Source organism: Rhizobium sp. WSM1328, assembly GCF_057653715.1.
In genome coordinates this window covers 20,623-36,529 of sequence record NZ_JBYGKO010000005.1, presented here as the reverse complement: position 1 = coordinate 36,529, position 15,907 = coordinate 20,623, and the positions used below count along the sequence as shown (strand labels likewise).

Here is a 15,907-nt window from a genome sequence, read left to right as displayed (position 1 = left end):
AAACCAGTGGTTTCAGTGGGATAAAATCACCCGACACGGGCCGGTGGCGCACCCCAATCAGGACGACGCCAATCGATCCCTTCCCACAACATCGCCAGTTGGGCCGACGTCAGCCGGGCAGTCCCGTCGGATGCCGAAGGCCAAGGAAACCGCCCCTTCTGCAAGATCTTGTAATACAGGCAGAAGCCCTGGCCATCAAAATACAGCAGCTTCAAACGATCGCCACGCTTGCCGCGAAAGGCGAAGACCGCGCCGCCAGTCGGCTTCTGACGCAAAACATCCTGCGCAAGCGCGGCAAGGCCTTCTACTCCCTTGCGCATATCCGTGATCCCGCACGCAAGATACACCCGAACGCCGGTCCCAGGCCCAATCATGCTGCTTCCACTGCCCGGATAATCTGCGTCAGGACATCGGGAGCCATAGAACTCTCGAAACGAAGCGTGCGGCCGCAGATCAATCGTAGCTCAATCATCCCGGAGCAGCTCTCCCTCAATTTAGGGGCATCGTTCTGCACGGCATTCAGATCGACGGGAATGAACAATGCATTCGAAGACACCGGGAGCAGCCCCTTCTTCTTGAGCTCGCTACGCCAGGCGTATATCTGCTGCCGCGTTACATCATGACGATGAGCAATCTCTGTGATCGTGGCTCCAGAAACCCCAACCGACATGACAATCGCAAGCTTGTCTTCTTCGCGCCACCGCCGTCGACGTTCCTGCCCAAGAATTTCAACGCGCATCGCAATCCTCGCCTAAGACACGTCGCTAACGACGTCGTTAAACACGTGTCTTAGGCCATCAGGGCGCTAGGCGGCAGGCGGTTCCAATCGGGCGGTTACAAAGCAACAGCGACGACAGTGTACGGCTTCTTCACCAGAAGCTCGGCGGCCCAACGCGTCGGTGCAGTTTTAGCCTTGCGGCTGAAACGAAGTACCGCATGCGCCCCACCGGGCCATAACGGTAGGCGAGCGAGGCATCGACCGATTAAAACTCTTCGATCGCGAAAGTCGCATCGTCGTCGGTGTCGTTGCCGAAGAAGTTGATCCGCTTGAACTTGCCATGAACGCGGCCTTTGTCCCGGAACGTCTCAATGGCATAGTCAGCTCCGCCCGTCCGATGTGTGGAAAATGGTATTCCAAGGTTGCGGAGCTTTTCATACATCGCGTAGATCAACTTCTCATCTTGTGGCTGATAGAAGTACAGCCCTTTGTAGTTATCGTCGGCTTCAAAACCAAGACTCCTAAGAACTTGGATGTCCTCATTCACTGGGGCGCTCACTCCGATGTATTCGGACGAAGCGATTGTCACTCTTGTCGGCCTAGGCATGACTATTCTATTTGCTCCATCCGAAGTATTCCCCGACTGTTTTAATGCCGCTGCCGCCAGATGTAGAAACACGATCACTCAATGTTAACTCCGGCCCCCCACCCGGCAATCCCTTGCCCCCACCCAAAAACTGCTTGTTGGCAGTGTCTACCGGTGAGCCCACTCCTCGCGACTTAAGGTCCTCGATCTCTCTAATCTTGAATCCACCTCTGCTAAGGCTTCCCGACTCAAGCCCGAGCGCTTGCTCCAACTTTGCGACTGTTTGTGAGGTTATGCGCGAAGAATCCAGCTTGTTCAGCGGCCCGAGCACGTCTTCAAGTGCTTTCCGGTCCGTCACAAACGTGGCGTCTTTGCCAATTCTTTCAAAATCCTTGTCGTAGCTACGCGGTGAAACATTGTATCCTATATTGTCCTTCAGCAGTTGGTCGGTCCGAACTTTAACGCTTTCCTGTCGAGCAGCCATCCCGATGATGGCGGCCCCCGCCATCATAGCTCCGAGATTTGGCAACCCACCCGCATTGAGGGCTGGGTCGATCTGCTTAATTGCACGATCATCGAACGCAGGATGCGGATCAAAAAAATCTGGTACGTGATCGCCGTCTGAATCGCCGTCGAGGGGAGGTCCGCCGTTATGGCCTATGCTAGCATGCCCATTTGGATCACTTTTATTTATCGGATCGTTCTCGGCATAGGCATACCGGTTTGTGCCGACGCTCTCGATTGTCGGGTCCATAGTATCTGGAGAGATAAATCGCGCGTTTGCTGCCGATCCGAACGATACCGACAGCATACTGCAAACAAGCAGCAGACTGAGAACACGGGTTAGAAACCCATTGGAAAAAAATCGCATCAATAAGCCCCCGCTTAAATCTATTCGCTATTGAACCTGGCCGTCGTCCGGCCGCCAGCCGAGTGCCTCTGCCTCGGCGAAGGCTTCGCCGTTCAGCCGGTACCATTCGTTGGCCTTGGCCTTGAGCTCGACCGGGATATCTTCCATGCGTGTGTACTTGCCGGCCAGTTCGCGGTGCAGCAGCCCGCCATAGGCACTGCCTGTCTTGGCAAGCAGATATGCGAAGTTCGGATAGTGCTTGAGAAGCACATTGGAGATCGCAATGGCATTTTCGTAGTTGCCCGTTTCCAGCGCATGCTCAACCAATGTCGAGCCTATTACCGCTACCGCCTCGTCATGCGACAGAGGCCTGAGATAGACACCGTTCGCCACGGCCTCGTCAGACATCGGCAATTTCTGGCGATACCAGACATCACGCGTAAAGCCGCCACCGCTCGTCGCTTCGAGGTTCCAGATCTTGCCGTCGTCATCGGTATACTTGATGAACAGATGCAAAGGCGCTTGCACCAGCGTCATGTTCAGACCGAGGCGCTTTCCAACGAACAACATCAGTATCGGCATGGTGATGCAGTTGCCGCGCCGCGTTTCGAGATAGCGCGACAGCTCGCGATTCACGGGGTTTGTACCGAGCGGATCGGTCTGATCGTAACTGAACGCCAAGCTCCCATTCCATTCTCCGAAGTCTCTCCCAAGCTGACTAATGCCGCTTACCCAATCCGCGAAGAGCGACCGCTTCCACCGACCAGTCCCAGATATTGCTCTGCCCCAATCAAGGGAATGATCGAGGTCACCTTACATCTACATCGTGCCGGTTTCTGCGGCCGCTCCAAAATTGTACCAGACGTTGTTGGCCGCAGATCGTTGTGAATATGTCGCGCCATCCCACTGGATGCCGTAGCGATATGCCGAACCGGGAGCACCGCTGGGTCGATATCCCCAATTGCCTTGGATGCGTGCCCTGCCTTGGCCTATGCGGATCAGAGAGCCGCCCAGAGGAGCGGAGGCTCCGAGATCCGCACACTGCACCATCTCATTTGCTTCCACGAACACGTTTGAGGTGTAAAGCATAATATCCCTTTCAGTAGCGGTGACATAGCGCGTTTCGGGAGACCGTTCAGTGGTCGGCCCCATTTAAGCGCGTGCAGACAAAGTATTCACCCCTTAGGATTGCATTTTCCACATGGAGCATCAATGCGTCTTCGACCGATTTTGAAAACACCGAGGAGATGCCGCTCAAGGCGCTCGTACACGCAGCCTGACCACGGTAAAGGACAAAATGCGCAGGCGGTGAATACGATTGCGACCGCTGGCACCAATCTTGCGGCGATCCCATGCCTGCCAGTTCCGGGACAGCTGGCTGTGCTATTGCCGTGAAGGCGGACGGCTGCGAACGCAGACCGCAAGCGGTCTCCGCCCAATTCGGAGCACGATCCTCCCGCAAGCCGGGCGCAGGTGGGCAACGCTCCTCATTCACCAATGCAAACTGCTTGACTTGCTCCACTAAGCAACCAGCCCGCGCGGATGCGCGGGGACATTATTGGTGAGTTATGGTGCAGACCGTCCAGTGGAGGCTGGCGCTGTTCTTGCTTTTCTTCGGCACTGGGTTTCCCATTCCCCCGGTTATCTTCAGCGGTGACGTCGACCCTACTCGTCTGACAGGTGAAGAGACCCTAGCGGAAAACCTCCCCAGTTCAAACAGGGTGTCAGTTTTGATCGGGAGGACCTGAGAAGCGGCTGGGCCCGACGGCACTTCGCAAGTCCTCGCTCTTGAACCGGTTTGAACAAACGACCAGCTCTTCAAACTGAATATCAATAAAAATTCCTGCTCTTCACCTTCAGCGTATCGATATGAAGGTCAGGCACTTATCCCGAGCCCGACACTATGCCGAGCCCATTCCCTAAGGGCCGAGATTTCCGGTAGTCCAAGATCGAAAGCTCGGCATAGTTTGAACGCGTTGGAAGACCGGGTTCGGCCCAGTGCCGCCATTCCGACGATTGCTAGGGCATTGGCTTCTGATTGGGATTCGCGGCGAGGAATTCGCCAAGAGCCGGGTCCTCGGCACGGCGTTTCTGCTGATCGATAATCACGAAGTTGGTACCCAACTCGACCTGAAGCAAATGCAGAAGCTGGTCCACATCGCTATTGAAGCGGTCGCACCTGGCTTGCGTCCAGAGGCTTGGATCAGGTGGATACAATGGGTTGAGGTAGCTAAGATATTCTTGATCGAGACGGTTGATGAGCGAGTGAACGTTGCTTGGCAATAAAAGCCGGGGGGGAAGTGCGACATCCCCTTGAAAGTCATACACGGTCGCATCAAGCGGTCCGGCGCCCAATTTGGATCGGGTAGCATCATCACCCGCCCACAAGCACCCGCCAGCCCCAAAATCAAAGAAAAATCTTAGTGTACCCTTTGTCATGGTGGGATTAGCCATGTTTTACGAAATGTCCGCAAGTGGAGATATCGTTGAAAAACTCGATGGATTAGCCGCTTAGCCCGCCGTTTGGGCCTTTTGGGCCTTTTGGGCAGGGAGTTATCGGTTATCTGCCCTGCGCCTGTGCGCAAGGTTTCGATTTATGCCGCCTTATGCGGCGATAACGCCGTGCAGCGACCTTTGTGGTCTGAGTTTGGCCAGCCTCCTGAGGTTTTGAGCGGTTGCGGCAAGCAGGAATTCGTCTCGCGCCCCGCACGGACCTCGCAGCCTCAAACGGGCCATCCGGAGAATGCGTTTCAAGTGTGCAAAGAGCATCTCGACCTTCTTGCGACGATGCCGGGACTGCTCATATTCTGGCGTGGCAGCAATCGCTCGGGCGACATCGCGGGCATCTTCGTTGAGATCACGCGGTACCTTGCGTGCAACCGCATTTGGACAGCAAAGCTGTTTGAGTTCACAGCCGTCGCAGTCCTTCTTGCTGGCGCGATAGAGCCGTGTCCCTTCGCTCGTGATCCCCGATCTGGGCGTTGCATAGGTTCGGTGGAACTGCTTCAGCTCCTTGGCCGCCGGGCATATGTAGCGATCATTCGCACTGTCCCAGGTAAAGTCCGAGCGCGAGAAGGTCCCGTCGGTCCGGTTCGATTTGTCGAAGACAGGAATGTGCGGCGCGATCTTCTTTTCCTTGACCAGCCAAGCCAGATTGTCGGCGGAACCATAAGCACTGTCAGCAGCGAGATAGCCTGGCCTCAAGCCGAAGCGGTTCTCTGTCCTATCGATCATCGTGCGGGATGCTCCGACCTCCGCTTGGCGGATGGCACGCGTCGCCTCCACATCAAGAATGACGCCATGATCGGTATCAATCAGATAATTGGTGGCATAGGCGAAGAAGGCATGCCCTTTGTGGGCACCAGTCCATTGAGCTGCCGGATCGGAAGGCGAGATGAACTTCGGCCTCACCGGTGACGCAGCACCAAAAGCCGCGTCATCGAGGACCGCCAGATATTCCTGCACCGATCGACCGGCATCCTCTTTAACTTCCCATTCCGCGCCAGGCACTGAGCGCTGCTTGTTGGCGTCCGCCGCGATCAAGCTGGCATCGACGGCAAAGCCTTCCGCGCCGACCAGTCCCTGCGCCAGACAGCGCTCCACCACCGTCTCGAACATATGCCGCAGGATATCGCTTTGCCGGAACCGGCCATGACGGTTCTTCGAGAAGCTGGAATGGTCCGGCACCTTGCCATCCAGCCCAAGGCGGCAGAACCAGCGATAGGCAAGGTTGAGGTGGACCTCCTCGCAAAGCCGCCGTTCCGAGCGGATGCCCATGCAGTAACCGATGATCAGCATCCGCATCATCAGTTCAGGATCAATCGAAGGACGGCCCGTATTGCTGTAGAAAGGCTTCAATTGTACTCGCACGCTGTCGAGGTCGAGATGGCAGTCGATCCCGCGCAGCAAGTGGTCCGCAGGGACGTGTTCATCAAGGCAGAAGTCGTAGAAGAGCTGCGCCGGAACCGCCTGACATCCCATCATTGCTCAATTCTCCGCAAATCAATGCGACGATTGAATCACGCCACTACGGCGCCAGCAAGCTGAGTTTTTCAACACAATCGGCGCTTTCCTGCCTAGTGAAAACTCCTCGATGATTGGTGGGCTCGGCATGACATCGCGGCTCTCGCTGCGATGCGGTAAAGCCCGGCGACGTGGTGCTTGGTAACACCATGATCGATCTGGCGGCGGTCGAACGGTCCGCCTTCTACACCGACATCTGCAAGCCGCAGAACATCCACAATCAGCTGTTCATGCCGCATGCCAGCCTGCACGAGCCAGGAGGCATCGGGGGCATCGCGCTTTTCCTTTCTCGCGCACAGGACGAGGATGCTGCGGAAGCACTGAAGCGGCTGAGACTTCTCGCCTCGCATATCGAACGCGCCATCGATCTGTCATTACACGTCAACCGCATAGACTCTGGGTCCGACCTGGCGCAAAGGCTGATCGACGCGATGCCGAACGCCGCCCTATTGATGGGAAGTCGCGGCGAAATCATCCTGCTCAATACCGCAGCCGAAGCTCTCCTCAATGACGCCGATGGCGTCTCGATCAGGCGGAACGAACGCTTATACCTCACCCCTCAGAACCCCGAGACTTCTTCCCACATGACAACGGCGATCCGTCAGGCGCTCACCGTTGCCGAGGGTGGTGACGCGCCTTTCACGGGAGCGTTCCCGATCACCCGACCGTCAGGTTTGCCGCCTTATCTCGCGACAGTCACGCCGCTTGCTCCGTCCTCGTCTGCAGTCTGGGACGCAATCGACAGCCGCGCGCGCGTCCTCTTGCAAATCGTCGACACGGAAGCCAGGGCTCGTCTTCAGGCGCGAAGACTGCGAACCATGTTTGGCTTGACCGAGGCCGAAACGCGGGTTGCCACACTGATTGGCAGCGGGATGAGCCTGCATGATATTGCGCGCGCTTTATGCGTCTCCCCGAATACGATCAAGACGCATGCGTCACGCTGTTTTGCGAAGGTCGGGGTCCGGTCACAGGCTGCTTTCGCACGCCTCGTCGCTTCGATTCCCGCCTAGTACCAAGGCAACAAAGCAACCAGGGTCTGTCCGGGACTCATGCTGCTAGTTCAGCTATTCAGCGACTTATCATCCGATCGAATGACGATGTTTCCTGCGTGATAGGCGATCTTGGGAACCCAACCTCCCTGGGCCCGAGCACCACACACGCTCGGGCCACTTTATTTGGCTTCAGAAAGCGGGCTCGATAAAAGGTGCCGGGTGGGACGGGAGTGTGAGGGGATGCGGCATGGGGGATCCCCCTCGCCTTGCGCCAACGGTGGGCTTGGCCGGCTCGCACAGCGACCAGCCGGTCACGGACTGTTTTTTGGCCGATCATGCAGTTCCAGCAGCTTATGGTAAAGTTCCTCGACCCTCCGGCAGGCCTCCCGCGCGGTCTCCTCCCATCCGGTATGAGGGACTATGTACTGCCGGATCCACGGAGGATGGGTGACGTCCCACTTCCACATGCCCGTCCTGCCGTGGCTCATTTGGTCCAGCTGGACGCGGCCAAAAGACTCCTCACCGTCGAATCCGGTGAAGTCCTGATATCCTTCTCCCGGCCATGTCTGACGCCATGTGTAGATTGGTTGGTATTGATCGCTCATGGATGGACCATTCGGATTTGCGAGGACTCATCGCTAACCGGCATTCAAGTATTTGCCGGCGCGATGGTTCCATGGCCAACCCCGAATCAAAAACCGCTCCTCGGCGTTTGAAGATTATGCCGATCCATCCACCTGGCCGTCTTCGTCCAGATTGTGGACCGGCAGATAGATGTTCTTCTCCATCCATTCCCGCATGATGTATCTGATCATGTCATTGCGCGTCATACCCAGCTCGCCGGCCAGGTCGCGCAAGACTTCCTCGACATCATCTTCCATCGAGACGGCCCCGGCATTGCGCAGCCGCAGCGCGGCCCGGCGAAGCATGATCTGGAGATCCGGCCGGGAAATATCCGCGATCCGGTCGGCGGCATCTTCCAGCAATTCCGCAGTGTCGTGCGAGGTCATCGGCGGCTTGTTTCCCTGTCCGTGGTGACACATCGGGCGGACGGCCCCGGAAGGGTCAATGGATCAGCTTTGGTGCATCTTCGATCTGTTCGAGAATTTGAATCAGCCCCAAAACCACATTCCCGGTCAGGCGGGCCATGATGAGGCCGGACCGCACAGCTATCTCGCCGGTGCGCCGGTCGAATATGGTCCAGGTCTCGTCTATCTCTTTGCGAGCGCCGAAGCGCGGTATCTCAGTCATCCGGCTGTTCCCATCTGACGATCTTTTCGACTTTGCGATAACCATGGCACTCTATGAAGTCATCCTTCCACGTCAATGACATGCTGGACCGTCGTCCGGTACTCGACAAGGCTACCCACCTTGCTCACGTGCACGCAGGCACCGAACTACTGCGCTGTTTAACCGCCAACCATCCGCCACGGCTGGCTCACTCCTGCAGCGATATGGGCCAATCCCAAGAGGTTCTTCAGTGATAATTTACCGCCATCATCAACCGTACACAGTGTGGTTGTAAAAACATAAAAACATACTTAGAGTTCATCATGCACAGGTTGTGAAACAAATCTGCCATGACCTCACAGACGATAGGCTCCGTTACTCATTTGATCACGCGCAACACCCTCACCCACAGCACCATGGCAGGCATGAAAAGTGATGCAGAACAGAGCCTCTATACGCTTTTTCGTCTTAATTGGGTCTCTGCTGATAATTCTGTTCCTTGCGTATAACTACATCAATCCGGCGCCATTTCGCTTCAACGCGAAAAGGGAGACAGTAATTCTCAGTGCCGTGACATTCCTTTTGCAGCCCGGCAACAAATACAACAAGACGCCGGACAGTATTATTGAGCGATACCAAGGAAGAGCGCGTGCCTTTATCGCAGATCACCCGGATTGTTGCCAAGTCTGGGTCTACTACAGAGGTGTAGCTCCGAATAATTTCTTAGAAGAACGCTCCATTCGCAACCTAAGTGACAAATTGGACACGTTCTTGAATTTGGAAACTTACCTCGTCGTCGTCAAATTGCAGACCGAGAAAAACATTGCATGGGCATGGGTCGATGCTTCTGCTCGAGGAACGATCCAAGAATTTTCATTCCGATCTGAGGAGAAATCTCAATGACGCATTATAATAACTGGGCGGATCTGGGCATCATTGATGGCGTGAAGCACTATCTTTACGGGGATACCACTCCGGATGACGACTACTCGGTTCGGTTGCGCGACGAAGCGACCGCCGGCGAGGTCATTACGGTCAGCTTAGACTCGTTTATGACGACCGGCCCGGGTCGTTATGCTGGTCCTTTCTTGATGGGGGTGGTTCAGGAGTTCTTTGATACGTCACATGCGATCGCCGACGGGATCTATTCCCTGGCCGACATGCTAACGGAGCTCAATCTGACTGGAACCGCTACCACGGCGCGTATGCAGCAGTACGGCATCGACATTTTTTCAAGCGATTACGATCAGCGCGCGTTTCTGTGGGGAACAACACAGTTTGACATCCTTAGCGCATCTTTCTCGGTCGTGGCCGACATCCGCGTGATTACTAGCATTACAATTGCTGCTGCGACCGAAAACTTTGACTTCCAAGGCGGGCCAGGAACCGGCGCAGCCAATGCGATCCTCGGTCCGTTGGTGGACCCCTACGAAATCGGCCATCAGGTCATCATCAACTTCACCGGCAATGGTGCAACGACAACGGATTACACAGCCGGTGACTTCGCAACCGACGTCGCGCATTTTGACGACATCTCGGTGAGCTCAGCAGTGTGGCAAGCGAAGCTCGCGACATTGAACGCAGTTCCGTTCATCGCCGAAATCAAGGATGATCCCTACACCAGCTTCTTTGAAGACGACCGCAATGTCGTCTACGGCTCGAATGAAAAGGATGACGTTTTGGTCGCAGAAGACCCGACCTTCCTTGACACTATGGACGGCTTTCACGGTTTCACGCTCGTCGGCGGCAAGGGTGCGGATTATATAGGCGGCTGGACCCATGAGGACCTCCTCGTCGGCGGAGACGGCGAAGATATCATCCTAGGAAATTTCGATCGGGACGAACTACAGGGGCAGGCAGGCAACGATCTACTTGTCGGGGGGAATTTCGACGGCCTCGATCGCACCATTGATATGGAGGTTCGGCATCAGGATTGGGACGATGGCGAGGGGGACACTCTAAAGGGAGGGTTCGGCAATGACCGCTACCTCATCTATCACGAAAACGGGGCCACGTCAGACTGGCGAGCAGCAGGCTCTTCAATCCTTGAAGTGATTGATACGATCGATGAGCGCGATGGTGATGGGCGTGGAACCATTCTGCTGCAAACACACAGGACGTACGGGTCTCCTTCTGGGCAGGTGAGCCTGATTGAGAGCCTTGCGACAGCCGGAGTTTATGAAGAGCTTTACACAGACGACGAGGACGGAACCTATTATTGGAATTCCACCGCGCAAGTCGGTGACGGCGAGGAATTCGACAACTCTGCGGTTATTTTGGTCTCCAATCTGACTGATGAAAACGGCGAGCGCATTATCTTCTTGATGCAGAGCTACCCGGCAATCGAAGAACCGACCGCCGCAATTGTCGGATTCAAGCAAGGTGACTTCGGCATCCAGATAAGCGGGTATAGCGTACCCCAGGCGCCCGGAAGTGAGTCAAGAGACCACCTTGGCGACAGTGACGATACGGCTGCGGGCGGTACGGGATCCGACGATATACGTGGCAACGGCGGCAACGACACCATAAGCGGTGACGACGGCGACGACTACATTAATGGCGGCAGTGGTAGCGACGTTCTCTCCGGCGGAAATGGCAACGACGAGATAGATGGAGCCGATGGATCGGACATTGCAGCTTTCGCAAAAAACCGAAGCGAATACACCGTTGTCTCGATGCCGGATGGTACGTTCACTATCTTGGATAACGACTTTCGGGACGTGGTGTCGAATGTCGAGGTGTTCAGGTTCCTCGATGGCGACGTCACGGCAAGTACGCTTCAATCCTATGAGATCGTGGGCTCCGGCAGTGATGACACCCAGACCGGCACCTCTGGGAACGACACCATCAAAGGACTCGCAGGCAACGACACGTTGTTTGGAGTAGCTGGAAACGACTATTTTTCCGGCGGCACTGGCGATGACGTGATCTTTCCCGGAGACGGAAAGAGCGTCGTCGATGGCGGTGACGGCAGCGATACCGTGATCATCTCTGGGAATGTCGAAGATTTCGATTTCGGCGTGATCAATGGCTCCTGGATTGAAGTTCACGGCTCAACTTTGTCGAGCTCATTGAACAACGTGGAGTGGCTGGTTTTCGACGCACCCGAAGGAACGGACGACGTCAGCGTCGACCTGGTTCAACTCCTGCAGAGCGCTCAGGCCACATCGGTCGACGGAACAGAAGGGAATGACGAGCTCACCGGAACCAATGGTTACGATACAATCCACGGCAAGGCGGGTGACGATACGATCTTCGGACTCGGCAACAACGACAACATCGATGCCGGCAGCGGTGACGATGTCGTATTGGGCGGTGCCGGCAAGAACACGATTGAAGGCGGCGACGGCAGCGACACGGTGATCATCGCGGGCCTTCAAAGTGATTTTGACGTGACGGTCGTGAACGGATCCTGGGTCCGGGTGGCCGGCGCCGATCAAGTCAATCTCATACATGCGACGGAATGGATCGTTTTCGACGGTCCCGCCGAGAATGACGAAACCAGCATCAACGTATCGAGTTTGCTGGACGCTAACAATTCTACGCAAATCGATGGTTCAAGCACAGCCGATACGCTGACTGGGACGGTAGGGCACGACACCATCCGGGGCTATGCAGGGGACGACACGATTTTCGGCTTGGAAGGCAACGATATCATCGACGCTGGCGATGGCGACGATGTCGTGTTTGCCGGTTCCGGCTACAACCAGATCGATGGCGCAAACGGAAGCGACACCGTCATCATCAGCGGTCGACAATCTGACTATTCCATCGTGGCCATCGATGGAACGAAAATCGGTATTGTCAGCGGTGACACTGTTAACGTTATCAGCAACGCAGAATGGATTGTCTTCGACGCCCCAGACGGCGAGGAAGACACCAGCATCGATGTCGTCGATTTCCTGGCGCAGGATAGCAACAATGAGGCAGCGCAAAACGACTTGGTGGCGTTGGAAGGCGCCAACGAAATGAGGGCTCCTGCTCCGATCGAATTGGCATCGGCCGATATCATCGCTTTCCCATCCTCGTCGGTTTCCGCTGCTGATTTCGACGCCAACTGCGTCACGAGTTATGAGGAAATTCAAGCAACTAGCGAAGTGGCAGGTTCAGGTGCTGACGTCGTCTCACTGGCGGACTTCGTGGCCGCATTGCAGGATGACAACCACAGTTCCGACCTGTGGTTTGAACCAGAACCGATCGGCGCGATCATCTAGTCTTTGTCAGTGCAGCCAATCCGAAACGCAGCAAGGTTGCGTTTCGGAACGACTTTGCAGTTCGCTATCAGGTTCATCATCATGAGCAGTTTCGCCGATCTTCAACGGACCCTTCGCAGTGCTTGGCTACAAATCGCTGTTTTCTCGGTCATCATCAACCTGTTCCTGCTCGTTCCCTCCGTTTATATGATGCAGGTTTATGATCGCGTCCTCCCCGCCGCAAGCATCCCGACCTTGCTATATCTCTCGCTAATCGCAGCCGGGTCGCTGGCGTTTCTAGCGTTCATGGAAATAATCCGATCAATTTATTGCCAGAGAGTCGCCCTTTTGGTCGACAGGCAGCTCGGCGGCGCGGCATTTCACGCATCAATGAATTCTCCGACAGCGGACTTTGGCGATACCCCGGCGCTACGCGACCTCTCTTCTGTCCGATCCTTCATCGCCTCACGTGGCCTCGCTAACCTTGCCGATCTCCCGTTCGCGCCCCTCTTCATGGTGTTGCTTTTTTTCGTGCATCCGGTCTTGTGCTTGATAACCGCAGCCGGCGCCATTCTTATGCTCCTGCTCGTCGTTGCCAATCAACTCGCCGCGCGAGCCGCAAACGCAAAAGCCCAGGAAGTTGGCATTGCAGCCAACCTTCTAGCGCAGGCCTTTGCCAGAAATGCCGATACGATCCGCGGAATGGGTATGTTCGGTCACGTCCTCGAGAGGTGGGGAAACCGGTTTGCGGAAGCAGCCATGCTTCAGGATCGGATGTTGGCCATAAACGCGGCGTTTTCTGGAATTTCCCGTGCTCTGCGGATGGCCCTTCAACTCGCCATTCTCTGCGCCGGGGCGGTCCTCGTCATAAGGGGCGAAATGACGGCCGGGATGATTTTTGCGTCCTCTATCATCTCTGGCAGAGCATTACAGCCAATCGACCAGTTGGTCGCCGGTTGGAAACAGGTCGTAGACGCCCGAAAGGCATGGAGCAGGCTCAAGACGGCAATCCAAGATGTCAATGGTTCGTCCGGTGGAAGAATTGAGCTTCCGGAGCCTCGTGGACAATTGTCGGTAAAAGACCTGGTCTGGTCACCTCCGAACCAAATAAGCGGTAGCGCGCCGGTCCTCAAACGGCTCAACTTTGAAATCCTGCCCGGAGAGGCAGTCGCCTTGCTAGGGCCAAGTGGCGCCGGCAAATCCACACTGGCGCGCGTGCTCGCAGGTGTGCTACACCCAACTGCCGGTTTAGTCGCAATGGACGGCGCGGATTACAGGACATGGAATTCCAGCCAACTCGGCCGATGCGTCGGATACCTGGCGCAAGAAGTTCAACTTCTACCCGGCTCGATCGCCCAAAACATTGCGCGATTTGACCCTGACGCAACAGATGTCGGCATTACGAGCGCGGCGACGCGCGCTGAAGCTCATGGGCTGGTGATCGCCCAGAAGCAGGGTTACCAGACGGTGATCAACGCGGCCGGGACCATGTTGTCGGGAGGCACCAGACAACGTATCGGTCTGGCGCGTGCGTTTTACGGCGATCCGAAGGTGCTCGTGCTTGATGAACCGAATGCGAACCTCGACGCAGAGGGCGAGGCGGCGCTAGAAAAGGCTCTCCTTCAAGCCAAGGCGACCGGCACGACAATCATCATCGTGACGCATCGACCGGGTATTGTGATGCGATGCGACAAGGCGATGGTGCTCAGAGATGGCTCAATCGATCTCTTCGGAGCGGCGCCCGAGATCCTCCAGCGACTGTCCAGCAAATCCGCTCGTCGGGAAGCCGGTCAGACGTTTATCCGAAATCCGGATTCGAATTCTGCCAGCGGCGCCAAAGCCGCAAGCGACCATCTTGCCCTTGTTCATGATAGCGCGGAGTAGACGATGCAGTCGGGATATAGATGGCAGAGGGAGCTTACGGCGACAACAAAGATGCCGATGGTCGTTGGTTATGGCGCCATCGCGCTCATGTTTTGTACCTTGGGGGTCTGGGGAGCTACGGCTCCGATCGCGGGAGCGGCTGTCGCAGCAGGAACGGTCGCGGCAGCCGGTCGGAATATTCATATGCAGCACCTCGAAGGCGGCATCGTCCGTGAAATGCACGCTCGCGAGGCTGATCACGTCCGCAAAGGCGACACGGTGATGGTGTTGGATGACACAGTTGCGAAAACCCAGCTCAACCGTCTCGTAAAGCAGTGGGTGTCACTGAGTGCACGCATACAGCGCCTAGCGGCGGAACGAGATGGAGCGGAAACGTTCAAAGCGGAGATTCATGACGAGGCGATAATACCTCTCACCTCCGGCCTGACACAGATTATTGACGAAGAGCAGAAGGAATTCGAGGCTCGTTTCGCACGCTTTCGATCCGAGCAATTGATCCTCCATCAACGCCTGGATCAGCTTGACGAAACCAGAAATGGCCTTCGCCAACAAAAGGCGGCGATCGAGAAACAGTCGTCCATCATCAAAGACGAGCTTGCTCGCAAGCAAGGGCTTCTTGATAGAGGCTTAATCAACCGCTCCGACTACACGGAGCTCCTCCGGATTGATGCGGAGTTGTTGGGCCAAATGGCTGCCCTTACATCGGAGCAGGCAACGACGGGCTCGCAGATTGCCGAGGCTGATGAGCAGATCGAACGGCAAAAGACACAACGGGTAGAAGACGCCGTGACAAAGCTGACCGAAACCAGGAGCACTTTGCGTGATGTGCAGGAGCAGGTCGCTGCGGCTTTGGAAGTCTTGCAAAGGACTGTCATCCGCGCGCCTACGGACGGGATCGTCGTGACCTCCCTCTACAACGTCATCGGCAACGTCATCGCGCCTGGCGAAAAGATCATGGAAATTTTGCCGACCACGAAGCGACCATTGGTGGAAGCGCGTCTACAGCCGATCGACATTGATGTCATCCATATCGGGCAACGAGCTCGCTTGCGCTTCTCGGCCTTAAATGCTCGACTTACACCCGAAGTCGACGCAACCGTGCAACAGGTCTCCGCGGATCGCCTGATAGACCAAGCGACGCAACAGCCTTATTATAGGGCTCTACTCGAAATTACGGAGGCTCTCCCGGCATCTGTACCAGTCGACCAGTTGTATCCGGGCATGCCTGTGGAGGCATTTATCAGCACGGGCGATAGAACTTTCTTCGACTATCTCTCCCAACCACTTTTCGACTCTGCACGCCACGCCTTCATTGAGGAATAGAGGTGGCTGTTCGAAATGGATTGTCGCATACCTTCATGTTCGCAGAGCCTAAAACAGAGAGCGTTAAAGCACACGGAAGGGGATTGGTTAGCATTTCCATTCAGATTC

General features: G+C 56.0%; 14 protein-coding genes and 1 pseudogene. 5 read left to right on the top strand and 10 right to left on the bottom strand.

Going from position 1 to position 15,907, the window contains the following annotated elements; all coding sequences use genetic code 11:
* Positions 1-26: 26 nt before the first annotated feature.
* From tnpB to AC2444_RS34420, 8 genes and pseudogenes are all read right to left on the bottom strand, one after another.
* Entirely contained in the window at positions 27-374 is a 348-nt protein-coding gene (gene tnpB, locus AC2444_RS34455) for an IS66 family insertion sequence element accessory protein TnpB (protein WP_003554417.1), read from the bottom strand.
* A complete protein-coding gene (gene tnpA, locus AC2444_RS34450; RefSeq protein WP_012756395.1) occupies positions 371-739 on the bottom strand; it encodes an IS66-like element accessory protein TnpA in 369 nt (122 codons plus the stop codon). The genes tnpB and tnpA overlap by 4 nt, the downstream gene beginning before the upstream one ends.
* A 98-nt stretch (positions 740-837) precedes the next feature.
* A pseudogene (locus AC2444_RS34445) lies at positions 838-945 on the bottom strand (IS110 family transposase); the annotation flags it as partial.
* A 38-nt stretch (positions 946-983) separates the two neighbouring features.
* Positions 984-1,265 (bottom strand): hypothetical protein, encoded by a 282-nt coding sequence (locus AC2444_RS34440; RefSeq protein WP_487762939.1) that lies wholly within the window; start codon positions 1,263-1,265, stop codon positions 984-986.
* 67 nt (positions 1,266-1,332) lie between these two features.
* Positions 1,333-2,175, bottom strand: a complete 843-nt coding sequence (locus AC2444_RS34435; RefSeq protein ID WP_487762938.1) for an RHS repeat-associated core domain-containing protein — start codon at positions 2,173-2,175, stop codon at positions 1,333-1,335.
* Between the two features lie 27 nt (positions 2,176-2,202).
* Positions 2,203-2,835, bottom strand: coding sequence for a transglutaminase family protein (locus AC2444_RS34430; protein WP_487762937.1), 633 nt, complete (start codon positions 2,833-2,835; stop codon positions 2,203-2,205).
* A gap of 1,338 nt (positions 2,836-4,173) precedes the next feature.
* Complete coding sequence (locus AC2444_RS34425; RefSeq protein ID WP_487762936.1) at positions 4,174-4,608, bottom strand: hypothetical protein; 435 nt, start codon at positions 4,606-4,608, stop codon at positions 4,174-4,176.
* A 150-nt stretch (positions 4,609-4,758) separates the two neighbouring features.
* Positions 4,759-6,138 carry a transposase gene (locus tag AC2444_RS34420; RefSeq protein ID WP_487762935.1) on the bottom strand — a complete coding sequence of 460 codons (1,380 nt, stop codon included), beginning with the start codon at positions 6,136-6,138 and terminating at the stop codon, positions 4,759-4,761.
* Positions 6,139-6,311: 173 nt separating this feature from the next.
* On the opposite strand from AC2444_RS34420, the gene AC2444_RS34415 reads away from it, so the two are divergent.
* Positions 6,312-7,187 (top strand): helix-turn-helix transcriptional regulator, encoded by an 876-nt coding sequence (locus AC2444_RS34415; protein WP_487762934.1) that lies wholly within the window; start codon positions 6,312-6,314, stop codon positions 7,185-7,187.
* A gap of 701 nt (positions 7,188-7,888) precedes the next feature.
* On the opposite strand, the gene AC2444_RS34410 is transcribed toward AC2444_RS34415, so the two are convergent.
* Together AC2444_RS34410 and AC2444_RS34405 are read right to left on the bottom strand one after the other, a co-directional pair.
* The gene (locus AC2444_RS34410) at positions 7,889-8,179 is read right to left on the bottom strand and encodes a CopG family transcriptional regulator (protein WP_128450139.1); all 291 of its coding nucleotides are present in this window, start codon (positions 8,177-8,179) and stop codon (positions 7,889-7,891) included.
* Positions 8,180-8,234: 55 nt separating this feature from the next.
* Complete coding sequence (locus AC2444_RS34405) at positions 8,235-8,420, bottom strand: hypothetical protein (protein WP_128450138.1); 186 nt, start codon at positions 8,418-8,420, stop codon at positions 8,235-8,237.
* Positions 8,421-8,834: 414 nt separating this feature from the next.
* Between AC2444_RS34405 and AC2444_RS34400 the strand changes: the two genes are divergently transcribed.
* Genes AC2444_RS34400 through AC2444_RS34385 form a run of 4 tightly spaced genes read left to right on the top strand, consistent with a single transcriptional unit; the run spans position 8,835 to position 15,799 of the window.
* Positions 8,835-9,302, top strand: a complete 468-nt coding sequence (locus tag AC2444_RS34400) for a hypothetical protein (protein WP_128450137.1) — start codon at positions 8,835-8,837, stop codon at positions 9,300-9,302.
* On the top strand, positions 9,299-12,613 hold the full coding sequence (locus AC2444_RS34395) for a calcium-binding protein (protein WP_128450136.1): 3,315 nt from the start codon (positions 9,299-9,301) through the stop codon (positions 12,611-12,613). The genes AC2444_RS34400 and AC2444_RS34395 overlap by 4 nt, the downstream gene beginning before the upstream one ends.
* A 54-nt stretch (positions 12,614-12,667) precedes the next feature.
* Complete coding sequence (locus AC2444_RS34390) at positions 12,668-14,476, top strand: type I secretion system permease/ATPase (protein ID WP_245461295.1); 1,809 nt, start codon at positions 12,668-12,670, stop codon at positions 14,474-14,476.
* Positions 14,477-14,527: 51 nt separating this feature from the next.
* Positions 14,528-15,799 carry an HlyD family type I secretion periplasmic adaptor subunit gene (locus tag AC2444_RS34385; RefSeq protein WP_245461294.1) on the top strand — a complete coding sequence of 424 codons (1,272 nt, stop codon included), beginning with the start codon at positions 14,528-14,530 and terminating at the stop codon, positions 15,797-15,799.
* Positions 15,800-15,907: the final 108 nt, after the last annotated feature.